The organism is Periweissella fabaria, assembly GCF_918814575.1.
Taxonomy (GTDB): Bacteria; Bacillota; Bacilli; order Lactobacillales; family Lactobacillaceae; genus Periweissella; species Periweissella fabaria.
On record NZ_CAKKNS010000001.1, the window covers coordinates 394,591 to 413,250 of the forward strand.

The 18,660-nt window shown below is 38.8% G+C and carries 14 protein-coding genes; 1 reads left to right on the forward strand and 13 read right to left on the reverse strand.

The features are described 5' to 3' along the window. Positions 1-214: 214 nt before the first annotated feature. From LQZ75_RS01985 to LQZ75_RS02035, 11 genes are all read right to left on the reverse strand, one after another. Complete coding sequence (locus LQZ75_RS01985) at positions 215-1,135, reverse strand: manganese-dependent inorganic pyrophosphatase (RefSeq protein WP_230096169.1); 921 nt, start codon at positions 1,133-1,135, stop codon at positions 215-217. Positions 1,136-1,243: 108 nt separating this feature from the next. Beyond that, on the reverse strand, positions 1,244-1,576 hold the full coding sequence (locus LQZ75_RS01990; protein ID WP_230096170.1) for an immunity protein CdiI family protein: 333 nt from the start codon (positions 1,574-1,576) through the stop codon (positions 1,244-1,246). 72 nt (positions 1,577-1,648) lie between these two features. Beyond that, on the reverse strand, positions 1,649-2,620 hold the full coding sequence (locus LQZ75_RS01995; RefSeq protein WP_230096171.1) for a LysR family transcriptional regulator: 972 nt from the start codon (positions 2,618-2,620) through the stop codon (positions 1,649-1,651). A gap of 159 nt (positions 2,621-2,779) precedes the next feature. Then, entirely contained in the window at positions 2,780-5,227 is a 2,448-nt protein-coding gene (parC, locus tag LQZ75_RS02000) for a DNA topoisomerase IV subunit A (protein WP_230096172.1), read from the reverse strand. 34 nt (positions 5,228-5,261) lie between these two features. Further along, positions 5,262-7,301, reverse strand: coding sequence for a DNA topoisomerase IV subunit B (gene parE, locus LQZ75_RS02005; protein WP_230096173.1), 2,040 nt, complete (start codon positions 7,299-7,301; stop codon positions 5,262-5,264). 222 nt (positions 7,302-7,523) lie between these two features. Further along, on the reverse strand, positions 7,524-8,642 hold the full coding sequence (rpoD, locus tag LQZ75_RS02010) for an RNA polymerase sigma factor RpoD (protein ID WP_230096174.1): 1,119 nt from the start codon (positions 8,640-8,642) through the stop codon (positions 7,524-7,526). A 23-nt stretch (positions 8,643-8,665) separates the two neighbouring features. After that, positions 8,666-10,519 (reverse strand): DNA primase, encoded by a 1,854-nt coding sequence (gene dnaG, locus LQZ75_RS02015; protein WP_230096175.1) that lies wholly within the window; start codon positions 10,517-10,519, stop codon positions 8,666-8,668. Positions 10,520-10,843: 324 nt separating this feature from the next. Continuing rightward, entirely contained in the window at positions 10,844-11,647 is an 804-nt protein-coding gene (recO, locus tag LQZ75_RS02020; protein ID WP_230096176.1) for a DNA repair protein RecO, read from the reverse strand. An 18-nt stretch (positions 11,648-11,665) separates the two neighbouring features. Further along, a complete protein-coding gene (locus LQZ75_RS02025; protein ID WP_230096177.1) occupies positions 11,666-12,115 on the reverse strand; it encodes an acetyl-CoA carboxylase biotin carboxyl carrier protein in 450 nt (149 codons plus the stop codon). A gap of 3 nt (positions 12,116-12,118) precedes the next feature. After that, entirely contained in the window at positions 12,119-12,586 is a 468-nt protein-coding gene (locus tag LQZ75_RS02030) for a PTS glucose transporter subunit IIA (RefSeq protein ID WP_230096178.1), read from the reverse strand. A 2-nt stretch (positions 12,587-12,588) separates the two neighbouring features. Next, a complete protein-coding gene (locus tag LQZ75_RS02035) occupies positions 12,589-14,550 on the reverse strand; it encodes a cation:proton antiporter (RefSeq protein ID WP_230096179.1) in 1,962 nt (653 codons plus the stop codon). A gap of 240 nt (positions 14,551-14,790) precedes the next feature. Here LQZ75_RS02035 and LQZ75_RS02040 point away from each other — a divergent pair, with 240 nt between their 5' ends. Beyond that, the gene (locus LQZ75_RS02040; protein WP_230096180.1) at positions 14,791-15,420 is read left to right on the forward strand and encodes a hypothetical protein; all 630 of its coding nucleotides are present in this window, start codon (positions 14,791-14,793) and stop codon (positions 15,418-15,420) included. A 64-nt stretch (positions 15,421-15,484) separates the two neighbouring features. Here the strand turns inward: LQZ75_RS02040 and topA are convergent, their stop codons facing one another. Beyond that, positions 15,485-17,650: a type I DNA topoisomerase gene (topA, locus tag LQZ75_RS02045; RefSeq protein WP_230096181.1), complete on the reverse strand. Its 2,166-nt coding sequence runs from the start codon at positions 17,648-17,650 to the stop codon at positions 15,485-15,487. 123 nt (positions 17,651-17,773) lie between these two features. Continuing rightward, positions 17,774-18,643 carry a DNA-processing protein DprA gene (dprA, locus tag LQZ75_RS02050; RefSeq protein WP_230096182.1) on the reverse strand — a complete coding sequence of 290 codons (870 nt, stop codon included), beginning with the start codon at positions 18,641-18,643 and terminating at the stop codon, positions 17,774-17,776. Positions 18,644-18,660 lie beyond the last annotated feature (17 nt).

Here is an 18,660-nt window from a genome sequence, read left to right on the forward strand (position 1 = left end):
ATCATTTTCTTTTCAAAAAGCTTATGTAACAATTTAAAGAATTAACAAAACATACGCGAAAAAAGGCCAGGAAAAATAAATTTTTCCCGACCTTTTACATATATTGAACTTCTAGCAGTATTTTGATAGTAAATTACTACTAAAATTCAATTATGCCACAAGTCCATTTTGCAGCGTAGCGTTTAACTGCTACCTGCATAAACTTACATATTAATTAAAATGCAGCTGTCAATGGTGGCACAACTTGCTTTTTACGTGACACAACGCCTGGTAAAGCTAAGCGGTTATTTGCTAATGTACCGTTAAAGGCTGCTTCAACTGGGGCAGTTGGTTCACCAACAACTAATAATTCTGAATCAGAAGTTAAAATGTTAGTAACAACAAACAAGAATAAATCGTAACCATTCTTAGCATTTTCAGCTGTCATAACTTCTTCCAAGGCTGCTTGGCGTTCAAAAACTTCAGCAATGTCAACAGTGTTAACTTGACCAATACGCACTGTCTTACCCCCCATTTCAAATGACTTAGCGTCACCTTCAAGGAGTTCAAGTTCTGTCTTAGTTGATAAGTTAGTACCTGCTTTTAACATTTCAAGACCATATGATTCAAAGTCAACGTCGGCAATTTCAGCTAATGTCTTAACAGCAATCTTGTCAAATTCAGTTGTAGTTGGTGACTTTAAGAGCAATGTGTCAGAAATAATTGCTGAAAGCATCAAACCAGCAATTTGGGCTGGAATTTCAACTTTGTTTTCATTGTACATCTTCAAAAGAATTGATGAAGTTGCACCAAGTGCTTCGGCACGAATAAACAATGGAGCAGCTGTTTCCAAAGCAAACTTGTGGTGATCAACAATGTTAGTAATTTCCACATCAGCTAAATCACTAACTGATTGTTGGCTTTCATTGTGGTCAACCAATACGACTGCTTCAACTTCTGGCTTCGCAGCGGTAATCACACGTGGTGCTGAAAAATCAAAGTGGCGTAATGCAAATTGAGTTTCTTCATTTGGTGTTCCTAAAGCAACGGCTTCAGTTTCTTCACCAAGTTGGTTTAACAAGTGTGAGTATGCAATTGCAGCTACAATCGCATCAGTATCTGGGTTTGAATGTCCGAAAACAAGTTTCTTTGTCATAATTGACTCCTTCAATTATTAAATTATTAATCTGTTATTACTATTATAGCCAATTTTACGCATTACTCCAACAAAAAAACGGCTAAAAAGTAACAAATATTAAGCACTTCAATCGTTTGCTTGATACATCATTGAAGGGATAAATTTAACTTGGTAATTACTTCCTAAGGTTTCTTGAACTTTAGTTGTTAACATTCGCCCAGCTTGATTATGCGCAACTTCGGTAAATTGTGCACCTGGTATTAATTGTTCAGTCTCCCAATCGACCCAGCTACCAAAGTCATTCGCCCATATTGTTAATTCAGCTTGTAAATCACTGCTAAACGGAAAATCATACGGATCAAGATTATCACCGCAGACAGCACACCATAATGGTTCAGCTCCCATATCAGCTTCAACATTCAGTGTTGTAATTTGTGGACATGCACACAATGGTTCCATATAAATCTCCTTTTATACAAAAGAGAGGTTCCGCACACTATCATAGTATGTGGACCTCTCTTCAAGTTTTAATTAGTCATCGACGTGTTGGAGCATTTCCAAACGGTCTTCGTAACAATGTGCGTTTAAGTATTCATCAAACGCTGTTAAGAAGTTAGCAATTCGGGGAATTTCACTCTTATCAGTACGGTAAACAAATGACAAATCAAATTTAACACTTGGTTCAAATGGCATTGCAAAAGTCTTGCCACCTAAGTTTTCTTGGTGACTAGTAATAAATGACTTTGGTAACGCCGTGTGTGAAGCAGTTTGCTTAGCAAAGCGTAAAATTTGATTTGGAGTTGAGAAACGCGCTACTGATTTAGGTAAATCAAGTAAGTGGTTTTTGTAAATTTCGCGAATTGTTTGGTCAATGTAATAGCTTTCTGGATAAGTTACCCAGTTTTCATCTAAAGTATCCTTTAGGCGAATTTTTTCAAGCTTAGCCAATTCTGGATTACTGTGAACGAAAAGTAAATCTTCGGTCATAATACTCTTAGCTTGGTATGGCTTCCAGTTTTTAATTGATTCATCTGGTAAGTACATAATCGCCAAATCAATCCGGTTGTTTTCAAGCCGTTCCCAAATTTCCTTACGACTAAGTGTAAAGAAAGTCACTCGAACATCTGGATTATCTTTATAGTAGTTCATGATAAAGTCTTCAACAACTCGGTCTTCGATTGAAGAAAGCATCCCAATTGTAATTTCACCTTGAGTTGCTGACGTTGATTGTTGAATTTCATCAGTTGCCCGGTTAAGTAATTCATAAATCTCTTGAGTTGCATTAAGCATTGTTAAACCGGCATCGGTCATCCGTAATTTTTTACCAATTGAATAAAACAATGGTGCGCCCACTGTCCGTTCCAATTTCTTAATTTGTTGTGTTAAAGCTGGTTGCGTAATGCCCAAAATTTGTGATGCTTGTGTATAGTTCATCGTTTCTGACAATTGTAAAAAGTATGACAATGTCTTTGATGAAAAAATGTTTTCTTGGGTAGTTTTCATAGTTCCACACTCCTGTCTTATAGTTATTATATTATATATGATACCCATACTATAAGTTAATAGCAAGTGTTTTAACCTTAAATTTATAAGAGAAGCTACAAATAACTAATAAAAAATCACATTAATAATTTCTTAAACATTTTCCCTTTATTCAAGGAATTAATTGTTAACCATCGCTAAAATTTTAGTTATCATCTGGACTGGTCGGCCTTCAACATCAACATCAATTACAAATGTCCCGTTTGAGTACCCAGAACTAACGGGATAGTTACTAGGGATAATATCATGGATCAAATGACGACTCGTAACTACCTCCAAAGCAGCCAAGGGATCATTAATGATACATGCTGCTACAATTTCATGTGGTTGTGCTTTAAGTTCGCGTAAAATCATACTTCCACGACGGGCACGACTAGTAACTGCAATATCGCTGACGGCCATTCGCTTGAAGGCCCCTCGTTGGGTTATAATCCCAATTTCATCAGTTGGCTGCACAATTAAGGCACTAGCAATTGTTTCATCATCGCGTAAGTCCATTGCTCGGACCCCTGCGGTACGGGCACCTGTCACAGATACTTCTGCTAAATCGTATTGAACAGCATATCCAACCGTTGAAAGTAAGCATACTTGGACCCCAGTTGTCGCTGTTGGTACGAAATTAATGGCAACAATTTTTGCAGTGGGATCTTTTAATTTCATTGCGACCGCAGCACGCTTGCGATATGTTCGACTAGGTGTTAAATCAACAAATGCCGTCTGCTTAATCCAACCATCAGACGTAGTTAAAACAAAATTACCGGCTGTTTCTAGCGAATCAAAAATCATCACTGATAACATCTCTTCATCAGAATCCAAACCATTAATCGTTTGTGAAACGTGTTCACCGGTATCTTTCCACTTAACATCACTAATTTCATGCACCGGCCGATAAATCAAATTCCCTTTATTCGTAAAAATAAAGACATGTGACAAGGTATTGACCTTTTCAAGGAAGATTGGTTGATCGTCCTCACGTAACCCGTTTTCAGTTACATCACTAGCATTAAATGAACGGACTGATGAACGCTTAACATATCCTGACCGGGATACTAATAACATGACATCTTCATCAGCAATCATCACCGTTTGATCAATCTTTAGTTCTTCAACTTGATCTTCAATCTCAGCTTTACGATCACTACCAAATTCTTTAGCAATTGCCTTGAGTTCTTTACGTAGGACTTTATTTAATTCCTTAGCATCCGCCAAAATTAATTCGTATTCAGCAATTGTGGCCGCTAATTCTTTAGCTTCCGCTTCTAATTGCGTTACATCGGTATTAGTCAAACAATACAGTTGCAATGTTACAATCGCTTCTGCTTGGATATCAGTAAAACCAAACTTAGCCATGATGTTTTCTTTAGCATTTTTACGATTTTGACTTTCACGAATTGTAGCCACAACTTCATCAAGAATCGAAATCATTTTGATTAATCCTTCAACAACATGTTGCCGTTTTTGTGCTTTCGCTAAATCAAAGCGTGTTCGCTTAGTAATAATTTCTTTTTGGAAATCTAAGTATGCTTGTAATGCCGTCAACAACCCCACTCGTTCTGGACGTTGGTTATTAATGGCCACCATATTGAAATTATACGTGATTTGTAAATCGGTTTTCTTAAATAAGTAGGCTAAGATTCCATCAGCATTCGCATCTTTATTCAATTCAATCACAATGGATAATCCTTGACGATCGGATTCATCACGAACTTCTGAAATTCCGGCAACATCTTTGTTGAGGCGAATTTCATCCATTTTCTTAACTAATTGCGCTTTATTAACTTCATAAGGAATTTCAGTAACTTCAATTTGTTGCTTACCACCTCGAATTGTTGAAATTTTAGTGCGTGAACGCAAAACAATGCGGCCTTTACCAGTCTCGTAAGCCTTCTTAATGCCATCGATTCCTTGGATAATCCCACCAGTTGGGAAATCTGGGCCTTTTACAAATTCCATCATATCTTCTAGTTTAGCATTGGGATGCGCTAATAAATAAACTAAGGCATCGATCACTTCACGTAAATTATGTGGTGGAATATCAGTGGCATAACCAGCTGAAATCCCAGTGGCTCCATTAACCAGTAAATTAGGGAAATGTGCCGGTAAGACTGTTGGTTCGTATTCGGTATCATCAAAGTTTAAAACCATTTCAACGGTTTCTTTATCTAAATCACGCAGTAACTCACCCGCAATTTTACTCAAACGAGCTTCGGTATACCGCATCGCAGCCGCTGGATCAGCATCAATGGAACCGTTATTACCATGCATTTCAATCAATGGTTCGCGTAACTTCCAGTCTTGTGACATCCGGACCATTGCTTCATAAATTGAAGAATCACCATGGGGGTGGTAGTTACCCATTACGTTACCAACCGATTTGGCTGATTTACGATAAGCCTTATCAAAAGTATTACCATCTTTATTCATAGCATACAAAATCCGGCGTTGTACGGGCTTTAAACCATCCCGAATATCTGGCAACGCCCGTTCTTGGATGATGTATTTTGAGTACCGGGCAAACCGGTCACCAATCACATCTTCTAAGGCTAATTCTTGAATATTGTCAGCCATTGAATTCTCCTTTTGTTAGTCGTTCATTTTTTCGTTAGTCTTGCCAACTAGTAATCATTGGCTCGTTATCACCTAAATCAAGTTCAACTTCTGTTGGTTCTGTGATTTGGTCAGTTTCATTTAATGTTTGCGTTGTATCAAGAATTGAGTCACCTTCAGATAAGTTAAAGGCAACATTTTCTTCAATCCACTTTCGGCGGGGTTCAACTTTATCACCCATCAAAGTAGTCACACGTTTTTCAGCTAGCATAGCATCATCAATCTTAACGCGAATCAATGTCCGAGTTTCTGGGTCCATTGTTGTTTCCCATAATTGATCGGCATTCATTTCACCAAGCCCCTTAAAACGTTGCAAGGCATAACCACGACCAAAAGTAGCTTCTTTTTGAGCTAACTGTTCATTCGTCCAGGCATAATCAATTTTTTGTGACTTACCAGTGCCCTTAGCTAACTTATAAAGCGGTGGTAATGCAATATACACCCGTCCCGCTTCAATCATTGGCCGCATATATTTGTAGAAGAACGTTAATAATAGGGTTTGAATATGCGCCCCATCATCATCGGCATCGGTCATAATAATAATCTTACTGTAATTAGCATCATCAATATTAAAATCCGCTCCGACTGAAGCCCCAATGGTGTAAATCATCGTTGATATTTCTTCATTTTTCAAAATATCAGCTAATTTAGCTTTTTCCGTGTTCAAGACCTTCCCACGTAATGGTAATATTGCTTGGAATTTACGATCGCGGCCTTGTTTAGCAGAACCACCGGCTGAATCTCCTTCGACTAAGAATAATTCATTTTTAGCAGCATTTTTAGATTGGGCTGGTGTTAATTTACCTGAAAGTAACCGTTCTTGCTTCCCACGTTTCTTACCACTACGACTTTCGTCACGCGCTTTCCGAGCTGCTTCCCGCGCTTCACGAGCCTTTAAGGCTTTCCGAATTAATGATTGCCCGAATTCACCATTTTCCATTAAATAAAAACTCAATTGCTCACTAACAACCGTATCAACAATTGAACGGGCTTCCGGTGTTCCAAGTTTATCTTTTGTTTGACCTTCAAATTGCAAAATCTCTTCTGGCACACGTAAAGAAATAACCGTTGCTAATCCTTCACGAACATCGGAACCTTCGAGGTTTTTATCTTTTTCTTTAAGTAACCCAATTTTACGAGCGTAATCATTAAAAGCCTTGGTCCAAGCAGAACGGAAACCGACTTCATGGGTCCCACCATCGGGCGTCCGCACGTTATTAACAAATGATAACGTCGTCTCAGTATAACCATCGTTATATTGGGCAGCAACTTCAACTTCCACATTTTGACTAACGCCGTCAAAATACATCACATCGCCAAGAACTTCTTTATCTTCATTCAAGTATGAAACAAACTCTTTAATTCCATCTTGATAGAAGAATTCTTCATGCCGCTCTTGGTTATTACGTTCATCAGTTAACGTAATTTTGATATTTTTCAATAAGAATGCCGATTCACGTAAACGTTCGGCTAACGTATTAAAGTTGTAAACCGTCGTTGAAAAAATCTTAGGATCTGGTTTAAAGGTTAACGTCGTTCCAGTATGTTCCTTAGTTTTACCTAAATTTTCAAGAGTACCTACTGGGACACCACCATTAATAAAGTCTTCTTGGAACTTTTGGCCATCACGCACGATTGTGACGGTTAAAGATTCACTAAGGGCATTAACAACAGATGAACCAACCCCGTGTAGCCCACCGGAAGTCTTATAACCACCTTGTCCAAATTTCCCACCAGCATGTAGCACTGTTAAGATAACTTCTGGTGTTGGTTTACCAGAAGCATGCATTCCAACTGGCATCCCACGGCCATGATCGACAACTGTAATTGAATTATCAGCATGGATTGTTACATCAATTATGTCACCATAGCCTGCTAACGCTTCATCGACTGCATTATCAACAATTTCATAGACTAAGTGGTGTAATCCACGTCCGTCCGTCGAACCAATATACATCCCAGGGCGCTTACGAACTGCTTCGAGGCCCTCAAGGACGGTAATGGAATCTTCTGAGTATTCAGGTTTTTGAGCCATTTAGATTCCCTCTTTCATTTAATTAATCTTTTTAATTTTATTTTATTTATTCGTAACAGACAAGCGAACACACCTAATTTAAATGTCTTTTACTAAATTAGCTTACACTTTTTTACGGCAGAGGTAAATATCCACCTGTTTTAAGCTTCACAATTAGCGAAACTCACAAGCAAAAACCCGATAGACTCAGGCGAATCTACCGGATTATTTAATGATATTTGATTAATCCATGAAGTCCTTCAATTGTTTAGAACGTGAAGGATGGCGTAACTTCCGTAAAGCTTTGGCTTCGATTTGACGAATCCGTTCACGAGTAACTCCAAAGACTTTACCAACTTCTTCCAACGTCCGTGTCCGACCATCTTCAAGACCAAAACGTAATCGTAATACGTTTTCTTCACGATCAGTCAATGTATCAAGCACATTTTCAAGTTGTTCTTTTAACATTTGGTAAGCAGCTGAATCCGCTGGTGAAGTAGCATCTTGATCTTCGATGAAGTCCCCAAGATGTGAATCATCCTCTTCCCCAATTGGTGTTTCCAATGAAACTGGTTCTTGAGCAATCTTTAAGATTTCACGAACCTTTTCAGTTGGCATATCCATTTCAGCCCCAATTTCTTCTGGTGTAGGTTCGCGACCTAAATCTTGAAGTAATTGACGTTGAATCCGGATCAACTTGTTAATCGTTTCAACCATGTGAACTGGAATCCGAATTGTCCGAGCTTGGTCAGCAATTGCACGGGTAATCGCTTGCCGAATCCACCATGTTGCATAAGTTGAAAATTTGAATCCTTTCCGGTAATCAAATTTTTCAACGGCCTTCATAAGTCCCATGTTACCTTCTTGAATCAAATCAAGGAATTGCATCCCCCGACCAACATACCGCTTAGCAATCGAAACAACCAATCGTAAGTTAGCTTCGGCAAGTTCTTGCTTAGCGATTTCATCCCCTTGTTCAATTCGTAAAGCAAGCGCAACTTCTTCATCCCCTGTAAGCAATGAAACCCGACCGATTTCTTTCAAGTACATCCGAACTGGGTCATTGATTTTAATTGATCCTGGAGCAGTATCAGCAGCTGCTAATTCCTTCTTAGTAGGCGTGTTTTTCGCTTTTTTCAACACGTGTTCTGAAGGATTACCGTTTTCATCAACAATTGAAATACCAGCATCTTCAACCTTTTCAATCAAAACATCTAACTGTTCTGCGTTAAGTTGGTGCTTTTTAGCAACTTGATTTTCTAATGTATCATAGTTAATTTCTTTAGTTGCCTTGTATTCCTTAATCAAAGTTTTTACATCAGTATCGAATGCTTTTTGGTCAAATTCTTTTTTCTCAGCCATTTGGGCCCCCTTATTGGTTTCTGTTACTGTGCGTGTTGTTGCCGAAGTAATGCAATATACTCATTGGTTAACGTTACTAGTAGTTCATTATTACCTAATTGCTGTGCATCACTAATTTGTTGCAATTTATGCTTAATTTGATCAACTAATGGCGTTAAATGCATTATCTGATCAACGAGTTGCTTAACCGCTGGTAATGATGGTTGTGAAATCATAATATCATTCTCTAAATCAGTTAGTACTCGTGCTAAATTATTATCGTTTAAGTAATCTAGGAATAACCCTAAATCATATTGTTGATGAGTACTCCAGTATCCTTGTGCCAACAAGAATAATGTTTCGTACTCTAACTTGGTAAAGTGAAAATCACTGACCGCTGTAACTTCTTGCCAGACATGCCAATCATGGAGCATCCACATTAACAATGTCCGTTCAGCGCGTTCGGTACGACTACGAACCTTTAATTGCGGTTCTGGCGACGCTGATTGTTGTTGCCATGAACGTTGACTGTTACTACGTTCCTTACTGTATGTCGACGCACCTTGATGATGTGCTTGTGGTAATTGCTGTCTTAAGTGGTTTAACTGTTCATGTAAACTAGTTGCACCAACATTAAATTCTTGCGCTAATTGGTTAACTTGTAAGTCACGTTCTAGTGCATTATCAACGGTTGCCAGAATTTTTAAAACTTCATCTAGGTAACCGAGCTTTTCTGCTTCATTTGCTAAGTTACGCCCTTGCTTTAAATACCGCATTGCAAAAGTAATCGGGGTTTCTAAGCCATGTGACAATGCATTAGTAAATTCTTGCGCGCCAAACTTACGGAGATATTCATCTGGATCTAACCCATCAGGTAGATTGATGATTTTAATCTTCAATGCTGGGGCAACTTGGCTAATTAATTCAATTGCACGTTTAGTTGCTGCTTGTCCGGCAGCATCCCCATCATAGGCAATTAACACTTGGTCAGCAAGCCGACTTATTTTTTGGACTTGCTCAACCGTCAATGATGTTCCCATAGAAGCGACACCATTTTGAACTCCCGCTGAAAACGCAGCAATGACGTCCATAAACCCTTCAAACAAAATAACATCTTTGCTACGTTTAATAGGGTTCTTCGCTAAGTCAAAGTTAAATAATTCCTGACTCTTATTAAATAACACGCTTTCAGGTGAATTAATATACTTAGCTTGTTCATCATGTGCTAATGATCGTCCTGAAAAAGCAATTACTTGACCACTACTATTGCGAATCGTAAACAATACCCGATTAACAAATCGATCCCTTAATGACCCATCCTCATTTTCCACAAATAATTCACTTTGACGTAATAGCTGATAATCAACACCACGTTCTTGGAAAAATGGTAATAGCAATGATTCCTTTGGAGCATATCCCAAATGGAATAGATTCAAAGTATCATCGTCTAATCCCCGTTGATGTAAGTAATCCAACGCTTCTTGTCCGGCACTCGTATTCATCAACATGTGATGATAGAGCTTGGCGGCTTCAGTATACAAATCATATAAAGCAGCATGTTCATTAACCGGCTTATTAGAATTGGCTGTTTCGAGATACTTTTGATCAATATCAATATGGGCAATCTTAGCGACTTCAAGGACCGCTTCAGGAAATGACAGATTCTTCATTTCGGTTAAGAATTGAAAAACGTTCCCACCACGGCCACATGAGAAGCAATGGAAAATTTGCTTTTGCTCATTAACTGAAAACGATGGTGTTCGTTCATCATGCCAAGGACACTTACCAAATAAGTTGCGACCTTGTTTATGAAGTTGGACGTATTCACTAACAACATCTGTAATATTGACCGATGTTCTAACCTGATTAATAACTTCTTCTGGTATGCGTGTAGCCACTAATCATCACCACTTTCTTTTTAAAGCCATTAAAAGTCGTGCCCAAAAATGGACACGACTTACTCAATTTTCAACTCCGATAATTATTATAGCAACACCACTTGAATTTGTCTATTATTTTTTGTCAAGGGGTTGACAATTTTAAAATAATTTATTTTGTAGGCATGTTGCATTACACAATCAATTTACAGAATTATTATTATGTAAACTAAAAACCAAAAACAATCTGCTAACTACTGACCTTGATTTGCAAATAACTATAAAAAACACCCCTATGCTTCAAACTAAAATTAGTTCTTAGCAAAGAGGTGGTGTTTTAGCTGGTTATTTAGGTTCATCCGAAATCATTTTAGGCTTACGACTAGCAATTAATGCTTGCTGCCATGTATCCATCTGTTCAATAAAGCCTCGTGCCCGTACATGAACCCCTACGGTATTATCATAAATTAAATCAATCACGCGTTGTAATTCTGCTTTAGTCTCTTCACGTAACTTAATGGAGTTAACTTGTGTAATATCAATAAAACTAAATAATCGTAAGTAATACAAGCCTTTAGGCGTCATATTTAACCGATGGCGGTCAGTATCAAAATGACGACTACATAGTAAGCCATGATACTTATCAGAAAAATCCATCGTATCGGTCATTTCTCCACACATAACGCAACCGTGTAACTGCAACGGCACCCCAAAATCTGGTAATAATTTTAAAGCAATTATCTGACTAATAACCTGAGGGTCAAAATGATCATTTAACTTCGCAAATGCCGCTAATAATTGATCAAACCAACCAGTAATGATCACTCGGTCTTCAAAAGCAGCATCTAATAAACTCAAAATATACGTCGCATACGCATTAACTTCAATGTCTTCATTCAGGAGCCGAAAATGGGTTGCTTGCTTAGCCGTATTTAAAAATGAAAGTCCCGTCGGATTCAAGCGTCCTTCATAGACAGCATACGTATAAGGTAACGTTTCACTTGCTAGGGCATAACTAGGCCGTTTACCATTTTTTAGAAAAAACATCCGCTTGCCCGCCTCGCGTGTTAATACTTTGGCTAAGACATCCGCTTCACGATAATTCTTACGATACATCACAATACCAGTAAAAGTATCATTACCGCTCATTATTTTCCTCCCTAGGTTTTAATCTAACGTAACTGTATATAGCACTTGGCCATATTCAACAGTTTGTTCAGGCATAACATTCACACTTGTTATGGTTCCTGCGACCGAACTCTTAATATCAGTCATCATTTTCATCGCTTCAATCAATGCAACGGTTTCACCAACATTAACATGTTCACCAACTTGTTTAAACATAGGTTTATCAGGTGCCGGTTGTAAATATACCGTACCCACAATTGGCGCAATGATTACTTCTTCATTTGTCACCTTATCAACCTTCTCCACAGCTACGGTTGCTTGCGAATCTGGCACCGGACTTGCCGTATCAAGTTGGCCTGACGTATCGGATGAAATCGAATTTGTCTGTTTACTAAAATATAAATGACTTTCAGCGTCATCTAACCGTAGTTCCATCAAAGTACTAGCATCAAATTGTACTAGTAAATCGCTAATTGCTTTTAAGTCCATTAGTTATTCTTCATACGCTCCTTTTAAATTCAATTTCCCTATTATACCACCTGTTTGATAATTTCCTGGAACAAATTCGCTAATTATTGCTTGTTGATCCAAATTCAACAGTGCCACTTCTTGGACGACATCCAACTTAGCGGCTGCTACTTGTTGCCAATCAACGGTTGCAATTGGTACATTCGCTGCTAAGACATCCCCATCCGTAAAGGTATATTTAACTGGTGGCGTTGCTATACCAGCAAAATTCAAACCAATATGGAGTAACCAACGACCATATTCTGTTTGAATTTGAATATTATGATCATTTTGTTGATAATAAGTCCCCGCTAGTGGGCTCACAATTTGCATGCCCTCAGGCCACATCACGACTCCTTGACCAAGCATATTGCTACTAAAAAGACTGTCAGTTGATTCTTGACTTAATTTAATGACTCCATTAACTGGTGCGATAACCGTTGTTGCTTCCATGTTTAAGCCTCTCCATCTAATAATCCAGCCTCAAATTGGACTAATTCTGAACTTGATACTTGTTCGGATAACTCTTTGGCTAGGCCTTGTGAAATTTTATTACTAGTCAATTGGTCTTGTAAATATTGATATTCAAATTGGAACACACGGACATATGCATCGTTTAATTCGGTTTGCATGTCATCTGTAATTGTCCGTTGCGCAAATTGACTCCAACGACGAATAAAGATGTGATGAACCATCGCAATTTCTTCGTGATTTTCACTTGTCTTTTGCGATTCTAAAAAAGTATTCGTTGAATCCGTTAAGACGGCCTTTACTTGATCTAACAATTCATGATGCTGAGCTTTAATTTCTGCAACCCGCTTAGCAAAGTCCGGTATGTTTTCAATTCGTTTGATTTGGCGTTTAGTAAACCATGTTCTTTGCGCCAGTGCCCATAATCCGTGGAATAAATGACCGTGCTTATATTTCACTAATAACCGCTTAGTAATTTTATTAGCATCAGGCGGTAAAATACCGGTTTGAACGGCTGCATCAATCGCATCCGCATTGGCTTCATTCATCCCCTCAATCAACCTTAGCAATTCTTTTTGCTCTCCTGTAAAGAACCCATTTTGGGAACGCAAGTTATCGCGAACTATCGTTTGAATCCGGCTATCATAATCTTCATCACTTAAACGATCTAAGGCATAATTAATCATACTAGCCCGCGTTTGCTTTAATTGTTCGGGAGTAAACGCCACTGCTTTAGCTGGTAATACTAGTGGAAAGGCTAATGTTGGCACTAACAAGCTAATTACAATCACGGCGGCGGCGATAAAAATTATTTCCGTGCGAAATGGAAAGGCCTCTTTTCCTAAGGTTAAAGGTAATGAAAAAGCCATCGCCAAAGTCATCGTACCATGAACACCACCAAGACTAAATAACCATGATTCACGGCCGTGCCAGTTATGGCCAGAAAGATTCATCCGAACAAACATAAAACGGACAAATAACATCATGCCATAAATTAAAATCGCAATGAATAAACATAATGGGATTAAAGCTGGCGAACTCTTTGTCATCGAAATCACCACATTGGGGAGTAATAAGCCTAAAATTACAAATACAAACCCATTAAGCGTATCGCTCAGGATATTCCAGACTTCTTTGTTAACCACTTGCAAGCGGGTTGAAGTCAGGCGTAAACGGGTCTGTTGATAGGCGTGAAGCATTCCTGTTGCCACTACCGCCAAAATCCCTGATACACCAATATGTTCAGCCATCAAGTACACTGCAAATGGCGTCAAAATACTAAGTGGCACTAATAACGTTGCTTCACCAAGATTATGGGATAACAAGCTAAAGCGTAACCATAATACTAACCAACCAGCAATCAAGCCAACAAGTAAGCCCCCAAAAAAGACATAGCCAAAGTTCAACAAACCAGCGCCAAATGAAAACTGATTTGTGGCTAACACGGTTAGCGCAATATCAAAAATCACAATTCCAGATGCATCATTAAACAAGGATTCAAATTCCAAAGTTTGCATGACATTACTAGGTACTTGCCGGGATATCGTAACAGATTTTACTGCTACCGCATCCGTTGGCGTCACAATTGCACTTAAGGCAATCGCTAATGGCAAGGTAAAGACACTAAATTGCCAATTAAGCACAAAGCCAATAATCACAATAGTCATCACTGCCAAGATTACAGCCACGGCAAAAGTTGACTTCGTCTGTTTAACTAATTCACTTAACTTAGTATTTTGACTATCGTTAAATAGCAATGGGGCAATAATAATTAATAAAAATAGCTCAGGTTCCATTTGAAAATGAGCTAGCGGCGGAATAATGCTTAGTAGCATCCCCGCAGCAATCTCAATAAATGCCAGTGGAATAGCTGTCATTAGCCGGCCAATGACATTGGCAATTAACCCGGTAACCATAATCATGGTTATCATCAAAAATATATCCATCGTTCTCTCCTTAGTCTGTTTAGCATTATTATAACAGAGTCGTGGCAACTTCAATAAAAGTGCCTTAGTAGCTTTAAATACTAATCATTATTAGCGTAAATGCTGTTTTTTCATCACCAGAACACTTGTTCGTATACCGTAAAAAAGCAACCTTTTGAATGTGTATCCGCTTACATCAGGTGTTATAATTAGCCAATAATACTATTACGATTATATTTTACTATTAAGGAGACGTGCCGTATGCCCCGATTTGAAAAAAGTATCAAAGTTACCGTTGATTTAGCTGGTAGTTTTTATCCAGCTAATGCTCAAAAGCGGATTGGTTCCAAGCCTCATTACGTGATTGACCAAACCATCACTTCATTAACACTGGGAATTATCACCAAAGGATTAGATATTCCTTTACCCCATGTTTCTATCACCCCAGACAAATTAACTTTTTATCGTGTCACTAACCAAACAACAAACAGCCTCGCTCTTGATGCTAATCATATTACATTACGTGTTGGTATCCTACATACCTTTGGTAGTGCTTTGACCCAGGGAGATGACCTAAACGTTGGGACATTATTAGATACGTATGCGACTTACCTTGAAATTCAAACACCTGATCATACATTTAAGTATCGGGTTAGTTCACTAAGATTATACTTAGCTATTGCCCACGGGGTTTTAGCTGACTGGCCTTGGCAGGTTATTGATGATCTCAAATTGTTCACAGTCGCCCAAAAATACACGGTTGAGAATTATCGGGACTTTGAAATTTTCTTAAATGATCCTGTCAATGGCTATACCAGTTATACCCAAGCCGCTGATTATCCTGATTTGATTAACTATGATGGTTCAACTATTATCAAAACCGAACACTAACAAAAAACCGATGAGCAAAAGCTCATCGGTTTTATTTTGGATAACCGCTTTAAAATAAAGGTCCTTATTTTTGGACGTCTTCTTCGTAGTCACCATTTGGACAAATAACTTGTTTACCACCCTTAACCTTTTTTTCGACTAAGAAATGGCCATCATTTGGACAATTACGGGTTAACGGTTTATCCCATGATGTGAATTCACACTCTGGGTAACGTGAACAACCATAGAATAATCGATTACGCCGTGATTTACGCTCAATTACTTGCCCTTCATGACATACAGGACAAGCCATCCCGATTTCTTTAACGACGGCTTTAGTATTCCGACAATCAGGGAACCGTGAACAAGCATAGAACTTACCATAACGTCCCAACTTAACAACCATTGGCGCGCCACAAATATCACAATCAAAACCAGCCATTTCATCTTTCATGGTGATTTTTTCAAGATTTTCTTCTGCTTTATGGACTTCTTCTTCAAAAGGTCCAAAGAAATCACTAATTACTTTAACCCATTGCTCTTTACCGACTTCAACATTATCAAGTTGGTCTTCAATATTGGCCGTGAATTTAATGTCAATGATATCTGGGAAGAAATCCTTAATAACATCTTCCACAATCATCCCCAATTCAGTTGGTTCAAACCGGCGAGCTTCCAACTTAACATAATTCCGTTTTTGAATTGTATCCAAAGTTGGTGCATATGTTGATGGCCGTCCAACACCATTTTCTTCAAGCGCTTTAATTAAAGCCGCTTCTGAAAAACGTGCAGGTGGTTGGGTAAAGTGTTGGGCCGGATCAATTTTACTCAATTGAACCGTATCACCGACTTCTAAGTCCGGTAAGACATTGTCTTTTTCTTTGGCGGAAGCATACGCCTTTGTAAATCCTGCAAATTTCGTCTTAGAACCATTGGCGCGGAATGTAACCCCATTTTGGGCAATCGTGACAGTCATCGTGTCTAAAATTTCAGGTGTCATTTGACTCGCCACAAAACGTGACCAAATCAATGAATATAATTTGAATTGATCATTCGTTAACTTGTCTTTAACTGAGTCAGGCGTCCGTAAAACAGAGGTTGGTCGAATCCCTTCGTGGGCATCTTGGGCCCCTTCTTGTAATTTAACCGCCCGGGGATGGGTTGCTGCATATTCTTCACCGTATGTATCGTGAATAAATTGTGCAGCCTCCGCTTTAGCCGTTGCAGAAATCCGCGTTGAATCAGTACGCATGTACGTAATCAACCCAACCGTACCTTCTTTACCACCTAAGTTAATTCCTTCATACAATTGTTGGGCTGCCATCATTGTCTTTCGAGTGCGGAAGTTCAACTGGGTATTGGCGATTTGTTGCATCGTTGAAGTGGTAAATGGTGGTTGTGGCTGCCGTTTACGTTCTTTTTTAAGGACATCAAGAATATCAAAATCACCTTGTTGATCAAGTTGCTTTAGAATTGCTTGCACAGCGTCGTTATTGGGCACCGCGGTTTTTTTACCATTCAAACCATAAAATGTTGCTTTAAACTTAGTTCGGTTTTTCTTAAATTCACTGTCCAATGACCAATATTCTTCAGGTTCAAATGCTTCAATTTCTCGTTCACGTTTAATAATTAAATCCAACGCAATTGATTGAACACGTCCTGCCGATAGGCCTTTTTTAACTTTTTTCCAAAGAACTGGTGAAATTGAGTAACCTACCAACCGGTCAAGGACCCGCCGAGCTTGTTGGGCATCAACTAAGTCCATATTGATAGCACGTGGCGTTTTAAAAGCATCTTTAACAGCATCTTTAGTAATTTCATTAAAGACTACGCGATTTTTATCTTCTGGGTTTAAGCCTAATAAATAACTTAAGTGCCAGGCAATTGCTTCACCTTCACGGTCCGGGTCACTTGCGAGAAAGACTTGTTTAGCGGCCTTAGCTTCTTTACGGAGACCTTTAATAACATCCCCTTTACCACGGATAGAAATGTATTTAGGTTCAAAGTTATTTTCGGTATCAACCCCCATTTGTGACTTTGGTAAATCACGGACGTGGCCAAGTGACGCCACTACTTTATAGGTGCTACCGAGATATTTTTCAATGGTCTTGGCCTTTGATGGTGATTCCACAATTACCAAGTTCTTTTTACGTTTAACAGTTTTTTTAGTTGTTTTTGCTTTTGTAGCTGCTTTAGTCGCTGGTTTGTCACTAGCTTTGGTTGCAGTCTTTGCTTTAGTCGTAGTCGCCATGAATGCTCCTAGTATTTATTTTATATTTCGACTTTGTAAATAATTTGGTCATTTAGCACGATAACACAGAAAACTAAAAAATGTCAAAAATAATCCGTACTTATTTAAAAATAATTAGGTCGTTTATATATTATTTAGACGCATTTCGCTTAAAATATCCTCACCACGTAAGACGCAACCAGCCCCAATGGCGATTAATTGGTTACAGCCAACTGACATTACCGCATTAATCGGTCCTGGAACCGCTAAGACGTTCCGATTTTCTTGTAATGCTAAGTTTGCCGTAATTAAACTTCCAGAATTTTCAGCAGCTTCAATCACGACCGTTGTCTGGCATAACCCAGCAATAATTCGATTACGAGCGGGAAAATGATGTTTTCGCGGTCCCGTGCCAACCGGGTACTCACTTAAGACAATCCCAGTTTGTGCAACTTGCTGCTGTAAAGTAGTTGAACTTTTTGGATAAGCAATATCCAGACTCGTGCCGATCACCCCAATCGGGACGGCCCGTTGCTCGATACATTGTTGGTGCACCAAATAATCAACGCCGAGTGCTAAGCCACTCACAATGCCAATCCCAGCGGTCTGTAATGGTCTAATTAACGGCTTTAATACTTGCTGACCGTAAGTACTGACTTTACGGGCACCAACAAGGGCTACAAGTGGCAGTTGCAACGCTCGTAAATCACTATCGTAATATAAAATAACTGGGGGTTGGTATATCTCCTTCAATAGCATCGGATAATTAGCATCACAAATTGCTATAAATGGATATTGGCACTCCATCTGCTGATATTGGCGGGGACTACCATAAGTTGCTTTACCACGCTCAGCTTGCTGGGGTGTCAAACTAAGTAATTGGCAAATAGCCAACCATGATAGCGGTAATACTGCTTGGGGATGTTCTTCTAACCACGTTACTAGCACGGTTAAATGCTTTTGGGTTAATCCTGGGGTCAAACTTAACTGTAATAAAAAATCACGGACTTCCATTATTAAATTTCCCTCGG

What these genes read in the sequence shown, in the direction of transcription:
- LQZ75_RS02030 (WP_230096178.1), bottom strand. Translation starts at nt 12,586, where the DNA reads ATGGAAGCAACAACGGTTATCGCACCAGTTAATGGAGTCATTAAATTA.
- LQZ75_RS02025 (WP_230096177.1), bottom strand. Translation starts at nt 12,115, where the DNA reads ATGGACTTAAAAGCAATTAGCGATTTACTAGTACAATTTGATGCTAGT.
- parC (WP_230096172.1), bottom strand. Translation starts at nt 5,227, where the DNA reads ATGGCTGACAATATTCAAGAATTAGCCTTAGAAGATGTGATTGGTGAC.
- parE (WP_230096173.1), bottom strand. Translation starts at nt 7,301, where the DNA reads ATGGCTCAAAAACCTGAATACTCAGAAGATTCCATTACCGTCCTTGAG.
- LQZ75_RS01985 (WP_230096169.1), bottom strand. Translation starts at nt 1,135, where the DNA reads ATGACAAAGAAACTTGTTTTCGGACATTCAAACCCAGATACTGATGCG.
- LQZ75_RS02040 (WP_230096180.1), top strand. Translation starts at nt 14,791, where the DNA reads ATGCCCCGATTTGAAAAAAGTATCAAAGTTACCGTTGATTTAGCTGGT.
- LQZ75_RS02035 (WP_230096179.1), bottom strand. Translation starts at nt 14,550, where the DNA reads ATGGATATATTTTTGATGATAACCATGATTATGGTTACCGGGTTAATT.
- topA (WP_230096181.1), bottom strand. Translation starts at nt 17,650, where the DNA reads ATGGCGACTACGACTAAAGCAAAGACTGCAACCAAAGCTAGTGACAAA.
- LQZ75_RS01995 (WP_230096171.1), bottom strand. Translation starts at nt 2,620, where the DNA reads ATGAAAACTACCCAAGAAAACATTTTTTCATCAAAGACATTGTCATAC.
- LQZ75_RS01990 (WP_230096170.1), bottom strand. Translation starts at nt 1,576, where the DNA reads ATGGAACCATTGTGTGCATGTCCACAAATTACAACACTGAATGTTGAA.
- rpoD (WP_230096174.1), bottom strand. Translation starts at nt 8,642, where the DNA reads ATGGCTGAGAAAAAAGAATTTGACCAAAAAGCATTCGATACTGATGTA.
- recO (WP_230096176.1), bottom strand. Translation starts at nt 11,647, where the DNA reads ATGAGCGGTAATGATACTTTTACTGGTATTGTGATGTATCGTAAGAAT.
- dprA (WP_230096182.1), bottom strand. Translation starts at nt 18,643, where the DNA reads ATGGAAGTCCGTGATTTTTTATTACAGTTAAGTTTGACCCCAGGATTA.